The sequence below is a fragment of the Streptomyces capparidis genome, assembly GCF_054782095.1.
Genome location: NZ_BAAGTD010000001.1, coordinates 151,100 through 171,766 on the forward strand (window position 1 = coordinate 151,100; position 20,667 = coordinate 171,766).

General features: G+C 72.2%; 16 protein-coding genes, 1 tRNA gene and 1 pseudogene. 11 read left to right on the forward strand and 7 right to left on the reverse strand.

What is annotated here, in order from left to right; translation table 11 throughout:
• Positions 1–12 precede the first annotated feature (12 nt).
• A complete protein-coding gene (locus ACYVO2_RS00685) occupies positions 13–1,047 on the forward strand; it encodes an ATP-binding cassette domain-containing protein (protein WP_461005504.1) in 1,035 nt (344 codons plus the stop codon).
• Positions 1,044–1,922: an ABC transporter permease gene (locus tag ACYVO2_RS00690; RefSeq protein WP_461005505.1), complete on the forward strand. Its 879-nt coding sequence runs from the start codon at positions 1,044–1,046 to the stop codon at positions 1,920–1,922. Before ACYVO2_RS00685 ends, ACYVO2_RS00690 begins: the two co-directional genes overlap by 4 nt.
• Before the next feature lie 23 nt (positions 1,923–1,945).
• Here the strand turns inward: ACYVO2_RS00690 and ACYVO2_RS00695 are convergent, their stop codons facing one another.
• From ACYVO2_RS00695 to ACYVO2_RS00705, 3 genes are all read right to left on the reverse strand, one after another.
• Positions 1,946–5,131, reverse strand: coding sequence for an ATP-binding protein (locus ACYVO2_RS00695; RefSeq protein WP_461005506.1), 3,186 nt, complete (start codon positions 5,129–5,131; stop codon positions 1,946–1,948).
• A 281-nt stretch (positions 5,132–5,412) separates the two neighbouring features.
• Positions 5,413–5,486: transfer RNA gene (locus ACYVO2_RS00700), tRNA-Pro, on the reverse strand.
• Between the two features lie 108 nt (positions 5,487–5,594).
• The gene (locus ACYVO2_RS00705) at positions 5,595–6,527 is read right to left on the reverse strand and encodes a metallophosphoesterase (protein ID WP_461005507.1); all 933 of its coding nucleotides are present in this window, start codon (positions 6,525–6,527) and stop codon (positions 5,595–5,597) included.
• Positions 6,528–6,587: 60 nt separating this feature from the next.
• Between ACYVO2_RS00705 and ACYVO2_RS00710 the strand changes: the two genes are divergently transcribed.
• A complete protein-coding gene (locus tag ACYVO2_RS00710) occupies positions 6,588–7,052 on the forward strand; it encodes a GatB/YqeY domain-containing protein (RefSeq protein ID WP_461005508.1) in 465 nt (154 codons plus the stop codon).
• 74 nt (positions 7,053–7,126) lie between these two features.
• Here the strand turns inward: ACYVO2_RS00710 and ACYVO2_RS00715 are convergent, their stop codons facing one another.
• Positions 7,127–9,451, reverse strand: a complete 2,325-nt coding sequence (locus tag ACYVO2_RS00715; protein WP_461005509.1) for a transglycosylase domain-containing protein — start codon at positions 9,449–9,451, stop codon at positions 7,127–7,129.
• Between the two features lie 416 nt (positions 9,452–9,867).
• On the opposite strand from ACYVO2_RS00715, the gene ACYVO2_RS00720 reads away from it, so the two are divergent.
• On the forward strand, positions 9,868–10,215 hold the full coding sequence (locus ACYVO2_RS00720; RefSeq protein WP_461005510.1) for a WhiB family transcriptional regulator: 348 nt from the start codon (positions 9,868–9,870) through the stop codon (positions 10,213–10,215).
• A gap of 549 nt (positions 10,216–10,764) precedes the next feature.
• Here the strand turns inward: ACYVO2_RS00720 and ACYVO2_RS00725 are convergent.
• Positions 10,765–12,147 carry an ArsA family ATPase gene (locus ACYVO2_RS00725; protein WP_461005511.1) on the reverse strand — a complete coding sequence of 461 codons (1,383 nt, stop codon included), beginning with the start codon at positions 12,145–12,147 and terminating at the stop codon, positions 10,765–10,767.
• On the reverse strand, positions 12,144–13,145 hold the full coding sequence (locus ACYVO2_RS00730; RefSeq protein WP_461005755.1) for an ArsA-related P-loop ATPase: 1,002 nt from the start codon (positions 13,143–13,145) through the stop codon (positions 12,144–12,146). Before ACYVO2_RS00730 ends, ACYVO2_RS00725 begins: the two co-directional genes overlap by 4 nt.
• A gap of 336 nt (positions 13,146–13,481) precedes the next feature.
• Here ACYVO2_RS00730 and ACYVO2_RS00735 point away from each other — a divergent pair, with 336 nt between their 5' ends.
• The 5 genes from ACYVO2_RS00735 (at position 13,482) to ACYVO2_RS00755 (ending at position 16,580) form a co-directional block, all read left to right on the forward strand.
• Positions 13,482–14,036 (forward strand): DoxX family protein, encoded by a 555-nt coding sequence (locus tag ACYVO2_RS00735; RefSeq protein ID WP_461005512.1) that lies wholly within the window; start codon positions 13,482–13,484, stop codon positions 14,034–14,036.
• Between the two features lie 89 nt (positions 14,037–14,125).
• Positions 14,126–14,287 (forward strand): DUF4177 domain-containing protein, encoded by a 162-nt coding sequence (locus tag ACYVO2_RS00740; protein ID WP_461005513.1) that lies wholly within the window; start codon positions 14,126–14,128, stop codon positions 14,285–14,287.
• Positions 14,284–14,757: a RidA family protein gene (locus ACYVO2_RS00745; RefSeq protein WP_461005514.1), complete on the forward strand. Its 474-nt coding sequence runs from the start codon at positions 14,284–14,286 to the stop codon at positions 14,755–14,757. The genes ACYVO2_RS00740 and ACYVO2_RS00745 overlap by 4 nt, the downstream gene beginning before the upstream one ends.
• Positions 14,758–14,783: 26 nt before the next feature.
• The gene (locus tag ACYVO2_RS00750; RefSeq protein WP_461005515.1) at positions 14,784–15,725 is read left to right on the forward strand and encodes an NUDIX hydrolase; all 942 of its coding nucleotides are present in this window, start codon (positions 14,784–14,786) and stop codon (positions 15,723–15,725) included.
• 27 nt (positions 15,726–15,752) lie between these two features.
• Entirely contained in the window at positions 15,753–16,580 is an 828-nt protein-coding gene (locus ACYVO2_RS00755; RefSeq protein ID WP_461005516.1) for an MBL fold metallo-hydrolase, read from the forward strand.
• A 196-nt stretch (positions 16,581–16,776) separates the two neighbouring features.
• On the opposite strand, the gene ACYVO2_RS00760 is transcribed toward ACYVO2_RS00755, so the two are convergent.
• Positions 16,777–17,451, reverse strand: a complete 675-nt coding sequence (locus tag ACYVO2_RS00760; RefSeq protein ID WP_461005517.1) for a Crp/Fnr family transcriptional regulator — start codon at positions 17,449–17,451, stop codon at positions 16,777–16,779.
• A 383-nt stretch (positions 17,452–17,834) separates the two neighbouring features.
• Here ACYVO2_RS00760 and ACYVO2_RS00765 point away from each other — a divergent pair.
• A pseudogene (locus ACYVO2_RS00765) lies at positions 17,835–18,332 on the forward strand (endonuclease III domain-containing protein); the annotation flags it as partial.
• Between the two features lie 154 nt (positions 18,333–18,486).
• Positions 18,487–20,274 (forward strand): recombinase family protein, encoded by a 1,788-nt coding sequence (locus ACYVO2_RS00770; RefSeq protein WP_461005518.1) that lies wholly within the window; start codon positions 18,487–18,489, stop codon positions 20,272–20,274.
• Positions 20,275–20,667 lie beyond the last annotated feature (393 nt).

The following is a 20,667-nucleotide window of genomic DNA, read 5'->3' on the forward strand; positions in this document are numbered from 1 at the left end:
AGAGAACCGATCATGAGCAAGCGCTCTGCCGGCCTGGCGATACGCACGTCCGGGTTGGTCAAGGTGTTCGGCGAGAAACGGGCGGTGGACGGCGTCGACCTCGCCGTGCCCGCGGGAACGGTGTACGGGGTGCTCGGCCCCAACGGCGCGGGCAAGACCACCACCGTCAAGATGCTGGCCACGCTGCTGCGCCCGGACGACGGCACCGCGGAGGTGTTCGGCCACGACCTGCTGCGCGAGCCGGACGCGGTACGGCAACGGGTCAGCCTGACCGGCCAGTTCGCGTCCGTCGACGAGGAGCTGACCGGCCGCGAGAACCTGGTGCTGCTGGCCCGTCTGCTGGGCCACCGCAAACCGGCCGCGCGGGAGCGGGCCGAGCGGATGCTGGAGGCGTTCGGCCTCACCGACGCGGCCGACCGCCTGGTGAAGACCTTCTCCGGAGGCATGCGCCGCCGCCTGGACATCGCCGCCAGCATCCTCAACACGCCCGACCTGCTCTTCCTGGACGAGCCGACCACGGGCCTCGACCCGCGCAGCCGCAACCAGGTGTGGGAGATCGTGCGCACCGTCGTCGCCCAGGGCACCACCGTCCTGCTGACGACCCAGTACCTGGAGGAGGCCGACAGGCTGGCCTCCCGGATCGCGGTGATCGACTCGGGCAAGGTCATCGCCGAGGGCACCCCGGGCGAGCTGAAGTCCTCGGTGGGCGCCGGCGCGGTGCACGTCCGGCTGCGCGACCCCGAGCAGCGGGCGGAGGCCCAGCAGGTGCTCTCCCGGGCGCTGGAGATGCCGGTCCAGTTGGACGCCGACCCGGTGGCGCTCACCGCCCGCGTGTCCAGCGAGGGAGCCGAGCGGGGTGCCGCCGAGCACGCCGCGCGGGCCCTGACGGAGCTGGCCCGCCACGGGATCACCGTGGACGACTTCTCCCTGGGCCAGCCCAGCCTGGACGAGGTCTTCCTGGCCCTGACCGAACGCTCCGGCGAAGGCGCCGCGCCCGCGGCGCGACCCACCGTCGAGCGAGCCGAGCGGAAGGAGACGGCGGCATGACCACCGACACCACCGAGCCCACCACCGGAGCCGCCGCGGACGCCGCCGAGCAGGCGCCGCCCGCCCCCCTCGCCGTCGAGAGCCTCGCGGCGCTGCTCAGTCCCGGCGAACGGCCGCCGCGCCCCAGCCCTCTGTCGGCGTCGATGACGTTCGGCTGGCGGGCCATGCTGAAGATCAAGCACGTCCCCGAGCAGTTGTTCGACGTCACCGCCTTCCCGATCATGATGGTGCTGATGTACACCTACCTGTTCGGAGGCGCGCTGGCCGGATCCACCACGGAGTACCTGCAATACCTGCTCCCGGGCATCCTGGTGATGAGCGTCGTGATGATCACGATGTACACCGGCGTCGCCGTCAACACCGACATCACCAAGGGCGTCTTCGACCGCTTCCGCACCCTGCCGGTGTGGCGCCCCTCGGCGATGGTCGGCTACCTGCTCGGCGACATGCTGCGCTACACCATGGCCTCGACCGTCATGCTGATCGTCGGCCTGATCATGGGGTTCCGCCCGGACGGCGGAGTGCTGGGAGTGCTCGCGGGGGTCGCGCTGCTGCTGGTGTTCTCGTTCTCCTTCTCCTGGGTGTGGACGATGTTCGGCCTGATGCTGCGCACCGAGAAGTCGGTGATGGGCGTCAGCATGATGGTGATCTTCCCGCTGACGTTCCTCAGCGACATCTTCGTGGAGCCCAGGACCATGCCGGGCTGGCTCCAGGCGTTCGTCAACAACAGCCCCGTCACCCACCTGGCGTCCGCGGTGCGCGGACTGATGGCGGGCGACTGGCCCGCCGGGGACATCGCCTGGTCGCTGGGCTGGTCCGCGGTGTTCGCGCTGGTCTTCGGCCCCATCACCATGCGCCTGTACAACCGCAAGTGACCCGCCCGGAGGGCTCGCCGCCGTCAGCCCCGGAGCCGCCACTCGACGCGCTCCGGCGGCTGGTAGCGGCAGGTCGCCCCCGTGGAGACGGCCTCCCGCAGATGCGCGGCGAGCTCCGGGTGCCGCTCGTCGAGCCTGCGCAGCGTGTCCCGGATCCGGGCGGTGACGGTCTTGCGGGCGCGCTCGGCCTCGTCGCCGAGCCGCCTGCTCCGTCCCGCCAGGCCCGCCGCGGCGCGCAGCTCGTGCAGCAGCGCCGCCCGCTCCCGGTCGAACTCGGCGGCGCGCCGGTCGTCCCCGCGGGCGGCCGCCCGGTCGATCTCCTCGTCCAGCGCGGCGAGCCGGGCCCGGTAGCGGGCCTTGGCCTCCTCGTCCAGCACCGCGTCCCCGCCCAGTCGCCGCGCCGCCACCACCAGCTCCCCGCCCTCGGGGTTGAGCAGCTCCACCGCGGAGACGAACGCCCCCGGCCGCTCCAGCAGGATCCGCAGGTCGCGCAGCCCTTTCGCGTCGGGCATGTGCACCGTCCGGCCCTGGAACGACAGCGTCCACACCCCGCCGTCGCACCGGAACACCGCCACCGGCCCCGGCCGCGCCGCGCCGTCGGACAGCGCCCGCTCCCCGGAGCGCGTCCCCCGCACCCGCTCCAGCACCTGGCGCATCCCCATCGCGGACGCGTCCCGCTCCACCTCGTCCAGCAGCGCCGCCGCGGCCTGCCCGTCCCCGCCCGCCCCGCGGGCCAGCAGCGCCTGGGCGAGCCGCAGCCTGGCCTCCACCGACCACGGCAGCGCCTGGAGCCGCCGCGCGGACTCGTGCGCGGCGGTGAACCCGTCCACCGCCGCGTCCCACCGCTCCAGCGCCGCGTCCAGCAGCCCCAGCCACAGGGTGACGGGGCCGCTGACGTCCCAGCCGAACTGCGACACCAGCCACTGCCCGGCGAACGGCGCCAGCGCCTTCCGCGCCCGCTCGCACAGCGCCGCGTCCCCGGACGCGGCGGCGGCCTGCGCCTGGAACCGCAGCCACAGCGGCAGTGCGGCCGGCCCGCACGGCTCACCGCCCCCCGCGGCCACCTCCGCGAGGTACCCCAGCGCGTGCCCGGTGTCCCCCCGCTGCACCGCGCCGATCGCCTCCAGCAGCCGCCAGTTGGGGTGCTCGGACTCCCGCAGCGCCCGGTGCAGCTCGTCCAGCTCCTCGAACCGCCCCTGGAGCAGCCGCAGCGCCCAGCGGTGCTGGTACGCCATGGAGTACACGTGCTCCTGGTGCTGGTGCCGCCGGCTGACCGCGAGGGCCTCGTCCAGCAGCGTCTCCGCCTCGTCCAGCCGGCCCTTCAGCGCGGCGATGATGCTCCGGTCGATCGCCGAGCCCAGCGACAGGCGGGGCAGGCCGCTGGCCCGGGCGTCCGCGATGCACGCGTCGAACTGCTCCAGGTACCGCGGGTCGCCCTGCTCCAGCAGCGCCACCCACCGCAGCGCCGAGGCGTAGAAGGCCATGTCCCGGTCGCCGATGCGGCGTGCCACCTCGACCAGCTCCCCGGTGATCGCCTCCCGCTCCCGCCCGGTGCCCGGCCCGTAGATCGCGTTGTGCCGGGCCCACAGGCTGAAGGCGAGGGCCTCGTCGTCCTTCGCCCGCCGGGCCGCCTCGGTGATGCGGCTGGCCAGCTCCTGCGCCAGCCGGTCCGACGGCAGCGGGCCCTCGGGGGAGGAGCCGCCCCGCACCAGCTTCTCGTACGCCTCGATCAGCAGGTCACCCGCGGACTGCGGCCTGCCGCGGGGGTCGAACACCCCGTACAGCGTCAGCGCCACCCGGGTCAGCAGCTCGGCGTCGCCCATGTCCCGGGCCAGGGTGAGGGCCTCGTCGAACGTCCGCCAGGCGTCCTCCCGGTCGCCCTGGTGCAGCAGCTCCTGGCCCAGCTCCAGCATGATCACGGCCCGTCTGCGCGGTTCGGCCGAGCCGTCCGCCCGCTCCAGCGCGCGCCGGAAGTGCCGCACGGCCTCCTCGGCGGCCAACCGCCTGCCCGCGTCCTGCGCCGCGGCCATCAGGTGGTCCACCGCGCGGCCCGGTTCCAGGTCGTCACCGGCCAGATAGGCGTGCCGGGCCAGATCGGCGGGCATCAGCCGCTCCACCAGACCGGGCGCCCCGTCCACCGCCCGCACCACCGCCGCGTGCCGCCGCCGCGCCTCGGCCTCGCCCAGCTCCTCGTACAGCGTCTCGCGCACCAGGTCGTGGGTGAACCCGAACCGCCCCTCACCCAGCGCCGTGACCAGCCGCGCCGCCACCGCCTGCCCCAGCAGCCGCCCCACCCGCGCCGCGGGGGCACCCGCCGCCGCGGCCAGCACCCCCTGGTGGAACTCCCGCCCCAGCACCGCCGCCGACGTCAGCAGCCCCACCACCTGCTCCGGCAGCGACGACAGCCGCCGCCGCACCGCGTCCCGCACCCCGGGCGCCACCCCGCCGACCGGCCCGCCGCTGTGCCACAGCCGCGCCGTCTGCTCGACGAAGAACGGATTGCCCCCGGTCCGCCGGTGCACCTCCGCGACCAGCCCGGGATCCGGCTCACGGCCCACCGTCCGCGCGATCAGCGCCCCGACGTCCTGCTTCCCGAGCCCGGTCAGCGTCACCGTCGTCGCCTTCGCCACCAACGGCATGATCAGCGGACGCAGCGGATGCTCGCCCGCCTCCACCTCGGCGTCCCGGTACGTCCCCACCAGCAGCACCCGCTCGAACCAGGTGTGCTGCGCCGCGAACTCCAGCAGCCGCAGCGACGCCGTGTCCGCCCAGTGCAGGTCCTCCAGCACCACCAGGACGGGCCGCCGCTGCGTCACCGCCACCAGCGCCGACGTCACCGCGTCGAACAGCCGGAACCCCTCCTCGGCCTCACCCCTGGCCACCTCCCCGAGCAGCGCGCCGAGCGGCCCCGCCTCCACCTCCGCCCACTCCTCGACCGACACCCCGCGCCGCAGCCCGCGCACCACCTGCACCCACGGCCAGTACCCGGGCGCGTTGTCGGAGTCCCAGCACGAGCCGCTGAGCACCAGCGCCCCCTGCCGCCGCGCCTCCTCGGCGGCCTCCGTCACCAGCGCCGTCTTCCCGATGCCCGCCTCACCGGTGACCAGCACCAGCCCCCCGTGGCTCACCGCCGCCCGCCCGACCTCGGCACGCAGAACCGCCGCGGGGTGCTCCCGGCCGATCAGCGCGGAATTCAGCGCAGAAGTCATAACAAACGCCGCAGTCTTCCCGTGGCCACCACCGCCCCGGCCCCGCACCACTCACCACCGGCCGACGGCCACCACTGTGTCGAGAACACACCAGAACCGCGTCCAGTGTGAACGACACCACTGACACCCCCCACCACCACGCCCTCGAAACCCCCGTCCCGAAGGCCCCCCACCCCTCACCCCCGCCCCTGACCGAACGTCACGCGCCCCCGGCGCCCCACCACACACCCCACAAACGCGCCAGGGGCCCGATCCACAATGGATCAGGCCCCTGACCTGTGTCGGGGTGGCGGGATTTGAACCCACGACCTCTTCGTCCCGAACGAAGCGCGCTGCCAAGCTGCGCTACACCCCGAAGCAACGACCACTACTCTAGCGGACGCCCTCGCCAGGGCGAAATCCGTTTCCGGGCGGCTCAGGACGGCCTCAGGCCGGGCTCAGGCGGTGCCCGCGGTGGCGGGGGTCAGGGACGGGCTTGTGGGGTCAGGGTGAGCAGAGTGGCCTCGGGGAAGCAGGCGAAGCGGACGGGGGTATAGCGGTTGGTGCCGCAGCCCGCGGAGACGTGGAGGTACGACGTGCGGCCCGCGTGGGTGTGGGTGGACAGGCCCTTCACCCGGTCGGGGTCGATGTCGCAGTTGGTGACCAGGGCGCCGTAGAACGGCAGGCAGAGCTGGCCGCCGTGGGTGTGGCCGGCCAGGATCAGCGGGTAGCCGTCGGCGGCGAAGGCGTCCAGGACGCGCAGGTAGGGGGCGTGCACCACGGCCAGGGAGAGGTCGGCGGACGGGTCGGGGCCGCCCTCGACCTCGGTGTGGCGGTCCCGCTTGATGTGGGGGTCGTCCAGGCCGGTGAGCGCGATCTCCAGGTCGTCCAGCTTGATCCGGCCGCGGGTGTTGGTGAGGTTCACCCACCCGGCGCTGTCGAAGCCGTCGCGCAGTTGCTCCCACGGGTTGTGGATGGCTCCGGTGATCGGCTTGTTGCCGTTCATGCCGTGCCGGCCGGTGAACCTGGCGACGATGTAGCGGCCGGGGTTGCGCAGCTTCGGGCCGTAGTAGTCGTTCGAGCCGAACACGTAGGCGCCGGGGAACTCCATCAGCGGGCCGAGCGCGTCCAGGACGTCGGGCACGGCCGTGGGGTCGGAGAGGTTGTCACCGGTGTTGACGACGAAGTCCGGGCGCAGCCCCGCCAGGGACTGCAACCAGCGCTGCTTCTTGCGCTGGCCGGTGACGAAGTGGATGTCCGAGACCTGGAGGACGCGCAGCGGCCGGGTCCCCGGGGGGAGCACGGGAACCTCCACGCGGCGCAGTCGGAAGGCACGGGCCTCGTATCCGGCGGCGTAGACCAGCCCCGCGGCCCCGGCCGCGGCGATTCCCAGCGGTACTCCAAACAGAGGGCGCATGGCCCCATCGTCCCAGAAATCGCGTGGGCGTCGCGGCGAGGGGACTGGCAGACTCGGACCATGACCACCCTCAAGTCACGCCTGCGCGACGACCTCACAGCGGCCATCAAGGAGCGCGACGAGCTGCGCGCCGCCACGCTCCGGCTGACGCTCTCCGCCCTCAGCAAGGAAGAGGTGGCGGGCGAGGTGGCCCGCGAGCTCTCCGACGACGAGGTGCTCAAGGTGATCACCCGCGAGGCGAAGAAGCGCCGCGAGGCGGCCGAGGCGTTCGAGCAGGGCGGGCGCCCCGAGTCGGCGGCCCGGGAGCGGGCCGAGGGCGAGGTGCTCGCCGGTTACCTGCCCAAGCAGCTCGGCGACGAGGAGCTGGCGGCCGTGGTCGCGGAGGCGATCAAGGAGGCCGCGGCGCAGGGGGCCGAGGGCCCACGGGCCATGGGGGCGATCATGAAGCTCGCCGGCCCCAAGGTGGCGGGCCGCGCCGAGGGCGGCCGGGTGGCCGCCGAGGTCAGGCGGCAGCTCGGTAGCTGAGCCGGACGGCGGACACGGACGAGGGGCGCCCTTCCCGCGGAAGGGCGCCCCTCGTCGTGGTCGGTGCCGCGGGGTTACGGCTGCTCCCAGGGCCAGCCGCCGCCCCCGTTGCCGCCGCCTCCGTTGCCGTTGCCCCCTCCGTTGCCGCCGCCGCCCCCGTTGCCGCCCCAGCCGCCGGTGTCGCCGCTGCCGCCGTTGTCGCCCGACGGGAAGGAGGGCAGCGTCTCCGGGATGTCGGGCTGGCCGCGCCGCTCCGGCTCGTTGTCCTCGTTGTCCCCGTTGTTGCCGTTGCCGCCGGTGTCCCCGTTGCCGCCGGTGTCACCGCCGTCGCCCGGGTCCTCCGGCCGGTCCTGCGGCAGCTTCACCTCGACGAATTCCTCGACCGGCTTGCCCTCCAGCGCGCCCCGGATGGCCTCCCGCCAGATCGGGGCGGGACCGTCGGCGCCGTACACCTTCGGGTAGGACCTGCCGCCGATGGTGATGTTGATCATCTTCCGCTTGTGCTCCGGGTCGCCCATCCACACGGCGCCGGACATGTTCGGGGTGTAGCCCACGAACCAGGCGGCGTAGCGGAAGTCGGTGGTGCCGGTCTTGCCCGCGCTGTCGCGGTCGGACAGGCCCGCCTGCTGGCCGGTGCCGAAGTCGACCACGCCCTTGAGCATGGCGTTGATGGTGTCGGCGGTCTTCTCGGACATGGCCCGCTTGCACTCGGCCTGGGGCACCTTCAGCTTCTTGCCCTTGGCGTCGGTGACGGACTCGATCGCGCGCGGCGCGCAGTACACGCCGCGGTTGGCGAAGGCCGCGTAGGCGCTGGCCATGGTCAGCGGGGAGACCTCGTTGGACCCGAGGGTGAACGCGGCTCCGAGGCCGAACTCGCCACCGTCCGCCCGCTTCGAGATCCCCAGGGCCTCGGCCATCTTCGTGACCTGGCACAGGCCGATGTCCGACTGGAGGGCGGTGAAGTAGGTGTTGACCGACATCTTCATGGCCTCGGCCATGGAGTAGGGGCCCACCTCGGACTCGGTCTCGTTCTCCACCGTGCCCGAGCCCCGGAGCAGTTCGCCCGAGCAGTCCGTGACGTCGGGGTTGGGCATCTTGTAGGGCGACGGGTAGCTCTTGTCGGGCGTGATGCCCCGCTCCAGCGCCGCCGCCGCGGTGATCGGCTTGAACGTGGAGCCCGGCTGGTAGCCCACGCCGCCGCCCACGGACTTGTCCACCGAGTAGTTGATCACGGTCTCGTCCGGCCCGACGCCGTACGGGCGGCTCTGGCCCATCGCCCGGATCTTGCCGGTGCCCGGCTCCACCAGGGTGACCGCCGAGGCCACCGGGTCGTTGGCGTACACCCGGTCCTTGATCGACGCCTGCACGGACTTCTGGGCCTGCGGGTCCAGGGTGGTCCGGATCGTCAGGCCGCCCTGGTTCCAGCGCTTGAGCCGGTCCTGGCGGGTCTTGCCGAAGGTGGGGTCGGACAGGAGGAGCTCGCGCACGTAGTCGCAGAAGAAGCCGGCGCCGTCCGCGGCGGTGATGCAGCCGTTCTTGGGGCTGCTGACCTTCAGGCCGAGCGGCTTGGCCTTGGCCTCCTCGGCTTCCTTCCTGGTGATGTCGCCGACCTCGTACATCCGCTGGAGGACGGTGTTGCGGCGCCGCTTCGCCTCCTGCTCGTCGTTGATCGGGTCGTACCGGCTGGGGGACTGCACGATCCCGGCGAGCAGGGCCGCCTCGGTGAGGGTCAGGTCCTTGGCGGACTTGCTGAAGTAGCGCTTGGAGGCGGCCTCGACGCCGTACGCCTGCTGCCCGAAGAAGGTGATGTTGAGGTAGTTCTCCAGGATCTTCTTCTTGCCCAGTTCCTTCTCGATCTGGATGGCGTACTTCAGCTCGTCGATCTTGCGGCGGAGCGTCTGCCTGGTCGCCTCGGCGACCGCCTTGGAGTCGTCGCCCGCCTCCTCGACGAAGACGTTCTTCACGTACTGCTGGGTGAGCGTGGAGGCGCCCTCGGAGACGTCGCCGGACTCGGCGTTCTTGCCGAGCGCGCGCAGGATGCCCTTGGGGTCCACCGCGCCGTGCTCGTAGAAGCGGGAGTCCTCGATGGCGACGATGGCCTCGCGCATCACGGGGGCGATGTCGTCCAGGGACACGATCGTGCGGTCGCGCGAGAAGACGGTGGCGATCTTGCCGCCTTCGGCGTCGAGGATGTGGGACGCCTGGCTCAGCGTGGGCTGCTTGAGCTCGCTGGGCAGTTCTTCGAAGTCCTGTGCGGTGTTCTTGACACCCAGGCCCGCGGCGCCGACGGCCGGCAGGGCGATGCCCGCGAGGACGACGCCGGAGAGCACGCTGACCCCGAGGAAGGCGACGGCCTGCTGGACCGCTGAGCGTCCACCGCCCGAACGCGTGTAAGGCATGGGGTCAGCCTACGGTGCGAATCCGCGTACGTGCGCGCAGGCGTTCGCACGCCGCGGTCGTGGTGCGGGCGGCGGGCCGGGGCGGGGTGCGGAGGGGCCGCTGAGCGGGTGGCGGTGGTCACTCTTGTGGGTGTCGAGGATTGGCACTGTTTCCCGGCATATGCCACAGGGAAGGGTCGGTGCAGAAACGGTTCAGCGCCTTGTCGCCCTGGGATTGCGACGCCTTTGGGGGTAAATGCCCACCACTCACTCCGGTGGGTGATCTCCCGCGCACCCATAGTCCGTTCGGGCCATTCAAGATTGAGCCCCAAGGGGCTGTTGAACCGTATCTCTCTTCCGTAACGTCCCGAGTGGTAGCGGCGAAAGCGCCACTACCGCCGTGGGGGAGCCTCGATTCGGGAGAGGACGGCGCCAGCATGAGCTGGGTTACCGACTGGAGTACGCAGGCAGCGTGCCGCACCAGCGATCCGGACGAGCTGTTCGTCCAGGGAGCGGCGCAGAACAGGGCGAAGGCGGTGTGCACCGGGTGCCCCGTGCGGACCGAGTGCCTGGCCGACGCCCTCGACAACCGCGTCGAGTTCGGCGTGTGGGGCGGGATGACCGAACGCGAGCGCAGGGCGCTGCTGCGCCGGCGCCCGCTGGTCACGTCCTGGCGCCGCCTGCTGGAGACGGCGCGTGCCGAGTACGAGCGCACCACCGCTCCGCTCGAGCAGGACTACGAAGACGACAAGGACTACACCAAGGACTACGCCAAGGCGGGCTGACCCGGCCGCGCCCCGGTACGGACGCGCCGCGCGCCGGCTGACCTGCGACGGCGCGGGCGAACGACCCGCCTGTCGTGGACGGTCCCGGGCGTGGACGGCGGCGGTGCCGCGGGCCGGTGGCGGCGAGTGGGCCCGTCGCGGGTGTCGAGAACGTCCGGGTGAAGGACGGCGGCGCGCCGCGGAGTGTGCCGCCGACCCGACTGCCCGACGCGACTGCCCGGACCGGACGCCCGAGTCGGGGTGCCCGCGCGAACGCGGTGCCGAACGGCGCCCGGTGACGTGGCAGTGACGCCTCCTCAGCTCTCGGCGTGCGTGTGCGCCTGACGCCCAGGGCGTGCGCTCGCACGCGGCCGCGCCGGAGTGCGCGGCGCACGCGAGGTGCCGCCGTGGGCTCGGTCGTCCTCGCCGTGTCCCGGTTGTGCGGGCTCCTCGGTGGTTGCCGCAGCTCGGCCGTGCCTCGACTCCCCGGTCGGCCGCTGTTCAGTTGTCCGCTCAGTTGTCCGCGCCGCGCGTCGGTGGCATGCCCGTGCGCAGGTACCCGCGCGTGCCTCAGGCCCCGGCGGCGAGCCGCTCGCCGATGGCCCGCAGCCCGTCCACGTCGTGCACATCGCCAGGCAGGGCGGGCACCTCCACCACCGGCACCTCGGGGTGCACGGCGAAGAAGCGGTCGCGCGTGCGCCGTTCGCGCGCGACCACGTGCATGCGTTCGGCGTGCAGGCGCAGCAGCCCCGCGGCGAGGAGCTCCGGGGTGTGGCCGGTCGCGCCGTTCGTCGTGTCGTCGGCGGGCCGTGATCCGTCGGGACCGGGGGTGGAGCCGGACGAGGAGCGGGAACCGGGGGAGGTGGTCGCTCCGTCCTCGTCCTCGGGAGAGAAGTTGCCGGTCCGCAGTGCAGCTTTCCCCCGTTGACGATCCTTAATGCCTACGATTGCTTGATTTTCGGTGGAAGCGTCAATGCCGCTGGTGGCGGCGCCGTTCGTGCCCTCGCCCGCCGCGTCCTCCAGGGCCTCGGCCGCCGCGAGCGCCCGCTCCGCGGTCAGATGGGCCGCTCCGCTGACGTGCACCCGGTTGAGGACCAGGCCGGCCAGCGGCATCCGGTCCTCGGCGAGCCGGTCCACGAAGTACGACGCCTCGCGCAGCGCGTCCCGCTCGGGCGCGGCCACCACGAGGAACGCCGTCCCCGGGGCCTGGAGCAGTTGGTAGGTCTTCTCGGCGCGCTCCCGGAAGCCGCCGAACATGGTCTCGGTGGCCGCCACGAACGTCTGCACGTCCCGCAGGACATGGGCGCCGAGCAGCTTGTTCAGGGCGCCGGTCACCATGCTCATCCCCACGTTGAGGAACTTCATGGCGCTGCGGCCGCCGACCTTCGCCGGCGCCGTCAGGACCCGGATGAACCGCCCGTCGAGGAACGAGCTCATCCGCTGCGGCGCGTCCAGGAAGTCCAGGGCGGAGCGGCTCGGCGGGGTGTCCACCACGATCAGGTCCCACTCGCCCGTGGCGCGCAACTGGCCCAGCTTCTCCATCGCCATGTACTCCTGGGTTCCGGCGAACCCGGCCGAGAGCGACTGGTAGAAGGGGTTCTCCAGGATCATGCGGGCCCGCTCGGCGTCGGCGTGCGCGAGGACGATCTCGTCGAACGTCCGCTTCATGTCGAGCATCATCGCGTGCAGCTCGCCGCCCGACCGGCCCACGCCCGCCACGCGGCGCGGGGTGTTGTCCAGCTCGGTCAGGCCCATCGACTGGGCCAGGCGCCGCGCCGGGTCGATGGTCAGGACGACGACCTTGCGGCCGGCCTCCGCGGCCCGCACCCCGAGGGCCGCGGCCGTCGTGGTCTTGCCGACGCCGCCCGAGCCGCAGCACACGATGATCCGGATCCGCTCGTCGCGCAGTATCCGGTCCACGTCCAACGGCGTCGTGTCCAGGGTCTCCGTCATGCCGCTCCCTGCTCCCGCAACGCCGCCGCCAGCCGGTACAGGCCGGCGAGGTCGGCGCCTTCGCCCAGCAGTTCCAGTTCGTAGGTGGGCAGGCCGACGGCCTCGATCTCGGTGCGTTCGCGCTCTTCGAGCGCGAGCCGCTCGGCGTGCTCGCGGGCCTGCTCCAGCAGGGGCTCGATCAGGGCCTCCGCGCTCTTGGCGGACGCCGCGCGCCGCTTGCCGCCGCCCGCGCGCCGGGCACCGAGGCCGACGCCGGCCAGCGCCTCGGCGACCGCGGCGCGCTCACCGTTCTCCACCGCGTACACCTCCTCGCTGTCCAGCACGCCGGGGCGCACCATGTTCACCACGATCCCGCCGACCGGCAGGCCCGCGCCCCGCAGCTCGGCGATCCCGTCCACGGTCTCCTGGACGGGCATCTCCTCCAGCAGGGTCACCAGGTGCACGGCGGTCTCCGAGGAGCGCAGGACCCGCATCACGGCCTGGGCCTGGTTGTGGATCGGGCCGAAGCGGGCGAGCCCGGCGACCTCGGTGTTGACGTTGAGGAAGCGGGTGATCCGGCCGGTGGGCGGGGCGTCCATGACGACGGCGTCGTACACGCGCCGCCCGTTCTTGTCCTTGCGGCGCACGGCCTCGCACGCCTTGCCGGTCAGCAGCACGTCCCGCAGGCCGGGGGCGATGGTGGTCGCGAAGTCGATCGCGCCGAGCTTCTGGAGCGCCTTGCCCGCGCGGCCGAGCTTGTAGAACATCTCCAGGTAGTCGAGCAGGGCCAGCTCCGGGTCGATGGCGAGCGCGTGCACCTCGCCGCCTCCGGGAGCTGCCGCGATCTTCCGCTCCTCGTAGGGGAGCGCCTCGCTCTCGAACAACTGGGCGATGCCCTGGCGCCCCTCCACCTCGATGAGCAGCGTGCGGCGGCCGTCGGCGGCCAGCGCCAGCGCGAGGGCGGCGGCGACCGTGGTCTTGCCGGTGCCGCCCTTGCCGCTGACGACGTGGAGCCGCACTCCCTCCCAGTCGGGAGCGTGGCCGCCGCGGAGTTCCTCGTTCCGACTCTTCCGACTCACGTCGTGAGCCTAACCACAGGAAGCGGATCTCATGTGGCTGGCCCTGCCGTCTCCTGGCCGCACCACCGTGACCAGGCATTTTCCGGTACGGCCTGGCGGGTGCCGACCCCGCTCCGCGCCCGCGCCCCCACCGGGCGCGCCCAGGTCCTCCGCCGGGAGTGTTCACCGCTTCACCACGGACGGTCGCTAGAATGTTCAACAGTTTTCTGGCAAGATAAACGGAAGCCGTGCGTCCGGGCGGCGATCGACCATGTCTGCGACCCGAGGAGAACCCCCATGGCCCCCTCCAGCCGCACCCTCCCCCACCAGTCGGCGCCGGTCCCCTCGTCGGCCGGCGGCCTCGCCGCCCGTGAGCAGATCGGCCTCGACGCGGGCCTGCTCGTACTCCGCGTCGCCGTGGGCCTGACCATCGCCGCGCACGGCTCCCAGAAGCTGTTCGGCTGGTTCGACGGTCCCGGGCTCGACGGCACCGACCAGTTCTTCACGATGCTGGGCTACCCCTCCGGCCGGACCATGGCCGTCATCGCCGGCCTGTCCGAGCTGCTCGGCGGGCTCGGCCTGGCCCTGGGCCTGCTCACCCCGCTGGCCGGGGCCGCCGTGCTCGGCACCATGCTCAACGTGCTGTGGATAGAGCGGGACAACGGCTGGATCGGCGGCGTGGAGTTCCCGCTCCTCATCGCCGCGGGCGCCGCGGGTCTCGCGCTGACCGGGCCCGGCCGCTGGGCGGCCGACCGGATGATCCCCGCCCTGCGCACCCCGCGCCCCCTGTACGGCGCCGCGCTGGCGCTGGCCGTGGTGGCCGCCGCCATCACCCTCCTGATGCGCGGCTGACCCCGGCACCCCGCCTTCCCGCACCGTCGCACCCGGCACGGACCCGGGCGCGGCGGTGCGCGGTCCTCCGCAACTATTAGAGTCGCCCCATGACCAAGTACGAGTACGCCACAGTGCCCCTTCTGGTGCACGCCACCAAGCAGATCCTGGACACCTGGGGCGAGGACGGCTGGGAGCTCGTCCAGGTCGTCCCCGGCCCCAACAACCCCGAGCAGCTCGTCGCCTACCTGAAGCGGGAGAAGCAGGGGTGAGCGCCGTCGAGGACCGGCTGGCCTCGCTCGGCCTGACCCTTCCCGAGGTCGCCCCGCCGCTGGCCTCCTATGTGCCGGCGGTGCGTTCCGGGGTGTACGTGCACACCTCGGGGCAGCTTCCTCTCGTGGACGGCAAGCTGACGCTGACCGGCAAGGTCGGCGACGGCGTGACCGCCGACGAGGCCAAGGACCTGGCCCGCATCTGCGCCCTGAACGCCCTGGCCGCGGTGAAGTCCGTGATCGGCGACCTGGACCGGATCGTCCGCGTGGTCAAGGTCGTGGGCTTCGTCGCCTCGGCGCCCGGCTTCACCGCCCAGCCCGGGGTGATCAACGGCGCCAGCGAGCTGCTGGGCGAGGTGCTCGGCGAGGCCGGCAGGCACGCCCGCAGCGCGGTCGGCGTCGCGGTGCTGCCGCTGGACGCGCCGGTCGAGCTGGAGATCCAGGTCGAGGTCACCGACCCGGCGGAGTGAGCGGCCCGTGGGGTTAGCATCCCCGCATGGCAACCGAACACGGCGGCGACCCCGGGCGGGCCGGCGATCCCGGCCCCGGCTCCGGACACGGCGACGGCTCATCCGGGCGCGGCCGGGGACAGTGGTGGCCCCCCTCCTGGCCCGAGCGGATCAGGGCGCTGGCGAGCGGGGAGCTCACCCCCGTCCCGCCCAGGCGGGCCGCGACCGTGATGCTGCTGCGCGACACCGCGTCGGGGCTCGCCGTCCACCTGCTGCGCAGACGCGCCTCCATGGCCTTCGCCGGAGGCGCGTACGCGTATCCGGGCGGCTCCGTCGATCCGCGCGACGAGCAGCAGCGGCTGCGCTGGGCCGGTCCCGACGCCGCGCAGTGGGCCGCCCGCCTGGGGTGCGAGCCCGCCGTGGCGCAGGCCGTGGTGTGCGCTGCCGTCCGGGAGACGTTCGAGGAGTCCGGAGTGCTGCTGGCCGGCCCGGACGAGGACTCGGTGGTGGCGGACACCACAGGCGACGACTGGGAGGCCGAGCGCGCCGCGCTGGTCGCCCGCGAGCTGCCGTTCGCGGAGTTGCTGGCCCGCCGCGGACTTGTGCTCCGCTCCGACCTGCTGGGCGCGTGGGCGCGGTGGATCACCCCGGAGTTCGAGGAGCGGCGCTACGACACCTGGTTCTTCGTGTGCGCCCTCCCGCGGGGGCAGCGCGCCAGGGACGTGTCCGGCGAGGCCGACCGCACCGTGTGGCTGAGCCCGCGGGAGGCGGCCGACCGCTACGACGCGGGCGAGTTCCTGATGATGCCGCCGACGATCAGCACGCTCCGCTCGCTCACCGCTTACGGCACCGCCCGCGAGGCGCTGGCCGCCGCCGTTGGCCGCGACATGACGCCCGTGCTGGCCAGGGCCCGGCTGGAGGGCGGCGACGTGGTGCTGTCCTGGCCCGGCCACGAGGAGTTCACCCGAACCGTGCGGGGCACGGGATGAGGACGGCGCGATGAGGAGGGGACGACGATGACCAGCACTCTGCCCGGCGACCCGGAGCCCGCGGTCGGCGGCCGGGCCACCCCGCGGGCCACCTGCGTGCTCGCCCCGAACCCGTCCCCGATGACGCTGGACGGCACCAACACCTGGATCCTCGCCGAGCCCGGCTCGCCCCTCGCCGTGGTGGTCGACCCGGGCCCGCTGGACGAGGAGCACCTGCACGCGGTGATACGCGCGGCGGAGGAGAGCGGCAAGCGGGTGGCGCTGACGCTGCTCACGCACGGGCACCCGGACCACGCGGCGGGCGCCGCCCGGTTCGCCGAGCTCACCGGCACCCCGGTGCGCGCCCTCGACCCCGCGCTGCGGCTCGGCGACGAGGGGCTCGCGGCCGGGCAGACCCTGGACGTGGGCGGGCTCGAGCTGCGGGTGGTGCCCACGCCGGGGCACACCGCCGACTCGCTGTGCTTCCACCTCCCGGCGGACGACGCGGTGCTCACCGGCGACACCGTCCTCGGCCGGGGCACCACGGTGGTCGCCCACCCGGACGGGCGGCTCGGCGACTACCTGGACTCGCTGCGGCGGCTGCGGGCGCTGACCGTGGAGGAGGGCGTGGACACCGTGCTGCCGGGGCACGGGCCGGTGCTCCAGGACGCGCGGGGCGCGGTGGAGTACTACCTGGCCCACCGCGCGGCGCGGCTCGCCCAGGTGGAGACGGCGGTGGAGAGCGGAGCGGCGACCCCGGGCGAGGTGGTGGCGCGGGTGTACGCGGACGTGGACCGGGCGCTGTGGCCCGCCGCCGAGCTCTCGGTGCGGGCACAGCTCGACTACCTGAAGGAGCACGGCCTCATCGAGGGATGAGGCGGCCGCTCCCGGGGCGGCGCGCGGTGAAGTCGTCACACTGAGTGAACGGGCCGGTCGTGCCGCCGGGTTCCGGCTCTCCGGGGCGCCCGTGAGCGTGCCACCGGCGCGCACCGATCCCGCGCGCCCCGGGCGGCGCGGTGCGCCCCGTGACGGCTTTCGGGCGCGGGAACCGGCCCCGCGCCCCGCCGGGGCGTCAGCGCGACCGCTTGGCCAGGCGCTCCACGTCCAGCAGGATCACCGCGCGCGCCTCCAGGCGCAGCCAGCCGCGGCTGGCGAAGTCGGCGAGCGCCTTGTTCACCGTCTCGCGGGAGGCGCCCACGAGCTGGGCGAGCTCCTCCTGGGTCAGGTCGTGGACGACGTGGATGCCCTCGTCCGACTGCACCCCGAAGCGGCGCGACAACTCGAGCAACTGCTTGGCGACGCGGCCGGGCACGTCCGAGAAGACCAGGTCGGACATCACGTCGTTGGTGCGCCGCAGCCGCCGGGCCACCGCCCGCAGCAGGGCGCTGGCCACCTCGGGCCGGGCGTTCAGCCAGGGCTGGAGGTCGCCGTGGCCCAGGCCGAGCAGCTTCACCTCGGTGAGCGCGGTGGCCGTCGCGGTGCGCGGCCCCGGGTCGAACAGCGAGAGCTCGCCGATCATCTCCCCGGGCCCCACCACGGCCAGCATGTTCTCGCGGCCGTCGGGGGAGGTGCGGTGCAGCTTCACCTTGCCCTCGGTCACGACGTACAGCCGGTCGCCGGGCTCCCCCTCGTGGAACAGCGAATCGCCACGCGCCAGCGTGACCTCGGCCATGGAGGCGCGCAGTTCGGCGGCCTGCTCGTCGTCCAGTGCCGCGAAGAGCGGGGCGCGCCGCAGAACGTCGTCCACGAGTGTCCTCCTTGCCGGCCGCGGGGGATGGCTCCCCCCATTGTGCCCGCGGTTAAACAGTGCGATCAGTCACAAGTTTGACCTACGGCGATGTGTGCCAGTGCACAGGGGGGCCGGTTGGGGTCCTGTTCCCCTCGCCGCGGACCGCTCGACGTACCCAACACGTAGGCTGACCGGGTGCCCAAAAACGCCTGCGCGGCGTGGTCGGGGGCGCCGGTCGGGTGAAGGAGGCAGCCGTGGATTCAGCCGTGGGCGAACAGGAGTCGAACGCTCCGGGCGGCGCCGGGAGCGCGCCGGGGCCCCGGCGGCCCGCCCGGGAGCCGGGAACTCCGCGCGGGCGCGGTTCGTCCGAAGCACCGGGTACGTCCGAAACGCCGGGAACCATGAGCGCACCACAGACGAACGCAACATCGGGAACGCAGTCCCCCGGGGCGGGGGCGCCGAAACCCCCGGCGAGGCCGCGAAAGCCGAAACCGGAGTCGCACCTCGCCCTGGTGCGCCGAGCCCGCCGCATCAACCGCGAGCTGGCCGAGCTCTACCCCTACGCCCACCCCGAACTGGACTTCGACAGCCCGTTCCAGTTGCTCGTGGCCACCGTCCTGTCCGCCCAGACCACCGACCTGCGGGTCAACCAGACCACTCCCGCGCTGTTCGCCCGCTACCCCACCCCGGAGGACATGGCGGCGGCCGACCCGAGCGAGCTGGAGGAGCTGATCCGGCCCACCGGGTTCTTCCGGGCCAAGGCCAGGTCGCTGCTCGGCCTGTCCGCCGCGCTGCGCGACCGCTTCGACGGCGAGGTGCCCGGCCGCCTCGAGGACCTGGTCACCCTGCCCGGCGTCGGCCGCAAGACGGCGAACGTCGTCCTCGGCAACGCGTTCGGGTTTCACACTTCGGCACCACGGTCGGGGAGCGGCGGCGCCCAGGTAGGCAACGCGTACGCGTTCGCTACCTAGGCACCACGGTCGGGCAACCGGCGCGCTCTCTGCCTAGGGAGAGGTGAGCCCAAGGGGCCACTACGACCCCTAGGAGCGCGCGTTGCCCACCACGACCACGGCGGACGTACCCCCGGCCTTCTTGTCCGCCCCCGTCATCGAAGCCGTAGCCGTCAGCTACGTGCGGCAGTCATCCGCCAAGACGAACAAGACTGAGGCATCCCCGCTCACCCAACGCGCAGCCAACGAGTCCCGCACCGCTGAGCTTCAGGCCCGGTTCGTGCGGCACTTCGAGGACATCGGCGTTTCGGGCTGGGACCCGGACGCCTACCGTGAAGGCTTTGAGGAAATGCTCAAAGCTGCCCGCGCTGGGGCGTTCAACGTGCTTGTCGTCTATGACGTGAGCCGTTTTTCCCGGCGCGAGATTCAGGATGCTGCCCCGATCGTTCTGGAGCTTCACCGGCTCGGGATCACGATCGTAAGCGTGACTGAGGGAATCTTTGCGCCGCGCGACACGATGGCGCTGATTTACCTAATCATGAGGCTTGACGCCGTCAACAAGGAATCGGCCGTCAAGTCCAAGAAGGTCCGCGACGTAAAGGCCGCACAGCGGGCCAAGGGCTCATGGCTCGGCGGGCAAACTCCGTACGGTCTCGACGCTGTTGCGTACATAGATGGCAAGCTCACGTGTATGCGCCTCATCCACAATAAGGATGAGTCCGCCAACCTCCGCCGGATCGTCGCGTTGATCTTCAAGCACATGCACGACCCCGTCACCCGAAAGCCGGGGCAGCGCAACCCTGGCACCCTTTCCGCGCTGTGCGACGACATGAACGCAAAGCGGATTCCGACACGGGGCCAGCGGAAGGGGAAGGAGCGGGCAAACTCTCAGTGGCAGGTTCGCACGCTGAAATGGATTCTCCTCAATCCGGCAATCGCCGGTATGCGGGCCGAGCCGATATACAAGATGCGAGAGAACGGCACCAAGACCAGCACCTTGACCGGCTACCGGATCATCCGGGATGAGGATGGCCGCCCGGAGATGATCTGCGAGCCGATCATTCCCCCAGCGCAATGGTTCGTACTCCGGGACTGGCTCTTGGGACGGGGCCAGGGAGAAGGCGTAGCGCGCGGAACGTCCCTCCTTAGCGGACTACGAAGCGCGCCACGTACGCCAGTGCTCACGTGCGAGTGCGGACGGCCGGGCAAGGCGCAGAATAGCGGGCTCAAGCCGGTGTATCTCTGCACCCGGGGCACGACCGTTGCCGCCAAGCCCGGCGAGCACTCGGGCTTGAACCGGGTCATGCAAAGCCACCTTGATGACTACGTAGCCCGGCGCATCTTCGCTGTGATCCAGAGCGTTACCGACGGCACCGCTGATGCTGACGCGCTGGCAATCGTGGCTGAGGCTACGCGGGTCTTCTCTCGGTCCGTGGAGAGTCCCGAGACGGCCGCAGAGCGAACGGAAGTAGTTGCGGAGCGGGCCGACGCAAACAACGCGCTGAGCGACCTTTACGACGACCTAGACGCAGGTCTGTACGAGGGACCCATGGGCCGAGAAAGGTTCAAGGGGAAGAAGGCGCGCATTGAGGCGCGCATTAGAGCTGCGGATGTTCGCCTTGAGGAACTGGCCGACCCGGAAACGATCGCGCTGCCGCTCTCGGAATGGCTAGACGGGGCCGACAACGGTGACCCGTTGGGGGAAGGTTCGTGGTGGGCATCCGCTGAACTGGGCGAGAAGCGCCGCTTCGTTGAGCTGTTCGTTCGGCGCGTCACGGTCAAGGCCGTTGAGAGCGCGCACCGTGGCAGGGTTCGCGGGGGCTATGACGTGTCGGCCCGCGTAGAGGTGGAGTTCGTGCAGCTCGACCAGGGCGACGACGCGGAAGGCTGAGGGCGCGCTGAACGGCTCCAGGCGGCTCACTGGGCGCCTGAGACGGCCCCGGCAGGGCTTCACGCCCGCAAGCTGCCCGGCGCCCGCAGACGGCCCCTGAGCCCTTCGGGGTTCGGGGGCTCTCTTCGACTCAGGGGCTTGACATGTTCATGCAGTCCGGCTCAGCGGCGGAGTGCGGTGAAGCGGCGGTTCTTGGAGTCTTTTGGCTTCCCCAGTAGAAACCTACGAGGAAAACCGGAAGAGCCCTTCAATCACCGAATCACCGCACTGTGACCGGCGTCACTCAACCCCACTCCGCATGCCGGGCAACAAGCGTGCTCTAGGGAACCCTTGCGCTCTAGTACTAGTAGAGAGCGGGGGATACCGCGCACCCCTTATGCGCTTACGGCGGAC

Excerpts from the sequence above, each read along its gene's own strand:
- ACYVO2_RS00755 (WP_461005516.1), top strand. The coding sequence starts at position 15,753 with ATGACCAGCACTCTGCCCGGCGACCCGGAGCCCGCGGTCGGCGGCCGG.
- ACYVO2_RS00690 (WP_461005505.1), top strand. The coding sequence starts at position 1,044 with ATGACCACCGACACCACCGAGCCCACCACCGGAGCCGCCGCGGACGCC.
- ACYVO2_RS00735 (WP_461005512.1), top strand. The coding sequence starts at position 13,482 with ATGGCCCCCTCCAGCCGCACCCTCCCCCACCAGTCGGCGCCGGTCCCC.
- ACYVO2_RS00740 (WP_461005513.1), top strand. The coding sequence starts at position 14,126 with ATGACCAAGTACGAGTACGCCACAGTGCCCCTTCTGGTGCACGCCACC.
- ACYVO2_RS00720 (WP_461005510.1), top strand. The coding sequence starts at position 9,868 with ATGAGCTGGGTTACCGACTGGAGTACGCAGGCAGCGTGCCGCACCAGC.
- ACYVO2_RS00750 (WP_461005515.1), top strand. The coding sequence starts at position 14,784 with ATGGCAACCGAACACGGCGGCGACCCCGGGCGGGCCGGCGATCCCGGC.
- ACYVO2_RS00715 (WP_461005509.1), bottom strand. The coding sequence starts at position 9,451 with ATGCCTTACACGCGTTCGGGCGGTGGACGCTCAGCGGTCCAGCAGGCC.
- ACYVO2_RS00705 (WP_461005507.1), bottom strand. The coding sequence starts at position 6,527 with ATGCGCCCTCTGTTTGGAGTACCGCTGGGAATCGCCGCGGCCGGGGCC.
- ACYVO2_RS00695 (WP_461005506.1), bottom strand. The coding sequence starts at position 5,131 with ATGACTTCTGCGCTGAATTCCGCGCTGATCGGCCGGGAGCACCCCGCG.
- ACYVO2_RS00710 (WP_461005508.1), top strand. The coding sequence starts at position 6,588 with ATGACCACCCTCAAGTCACGCCTGCGCGACGACCTCACAGCGGCCATC.
- ACYVO2_RS00685 (WP_461005504.1), top strand. The coding sequence starts at position 13 with ATGAGCAAGCGCTCTGCCGGCCTGGCGATACGCACGTCCGGGTTGGTC.
- ACYVO2_RS00725 (WP_461005511.1), bottom strand. The coding sequence starts at position 12,147 with ATGACGGAGACCCTGGACACGACGCCGTTGGACGTGGACCGGATACTG.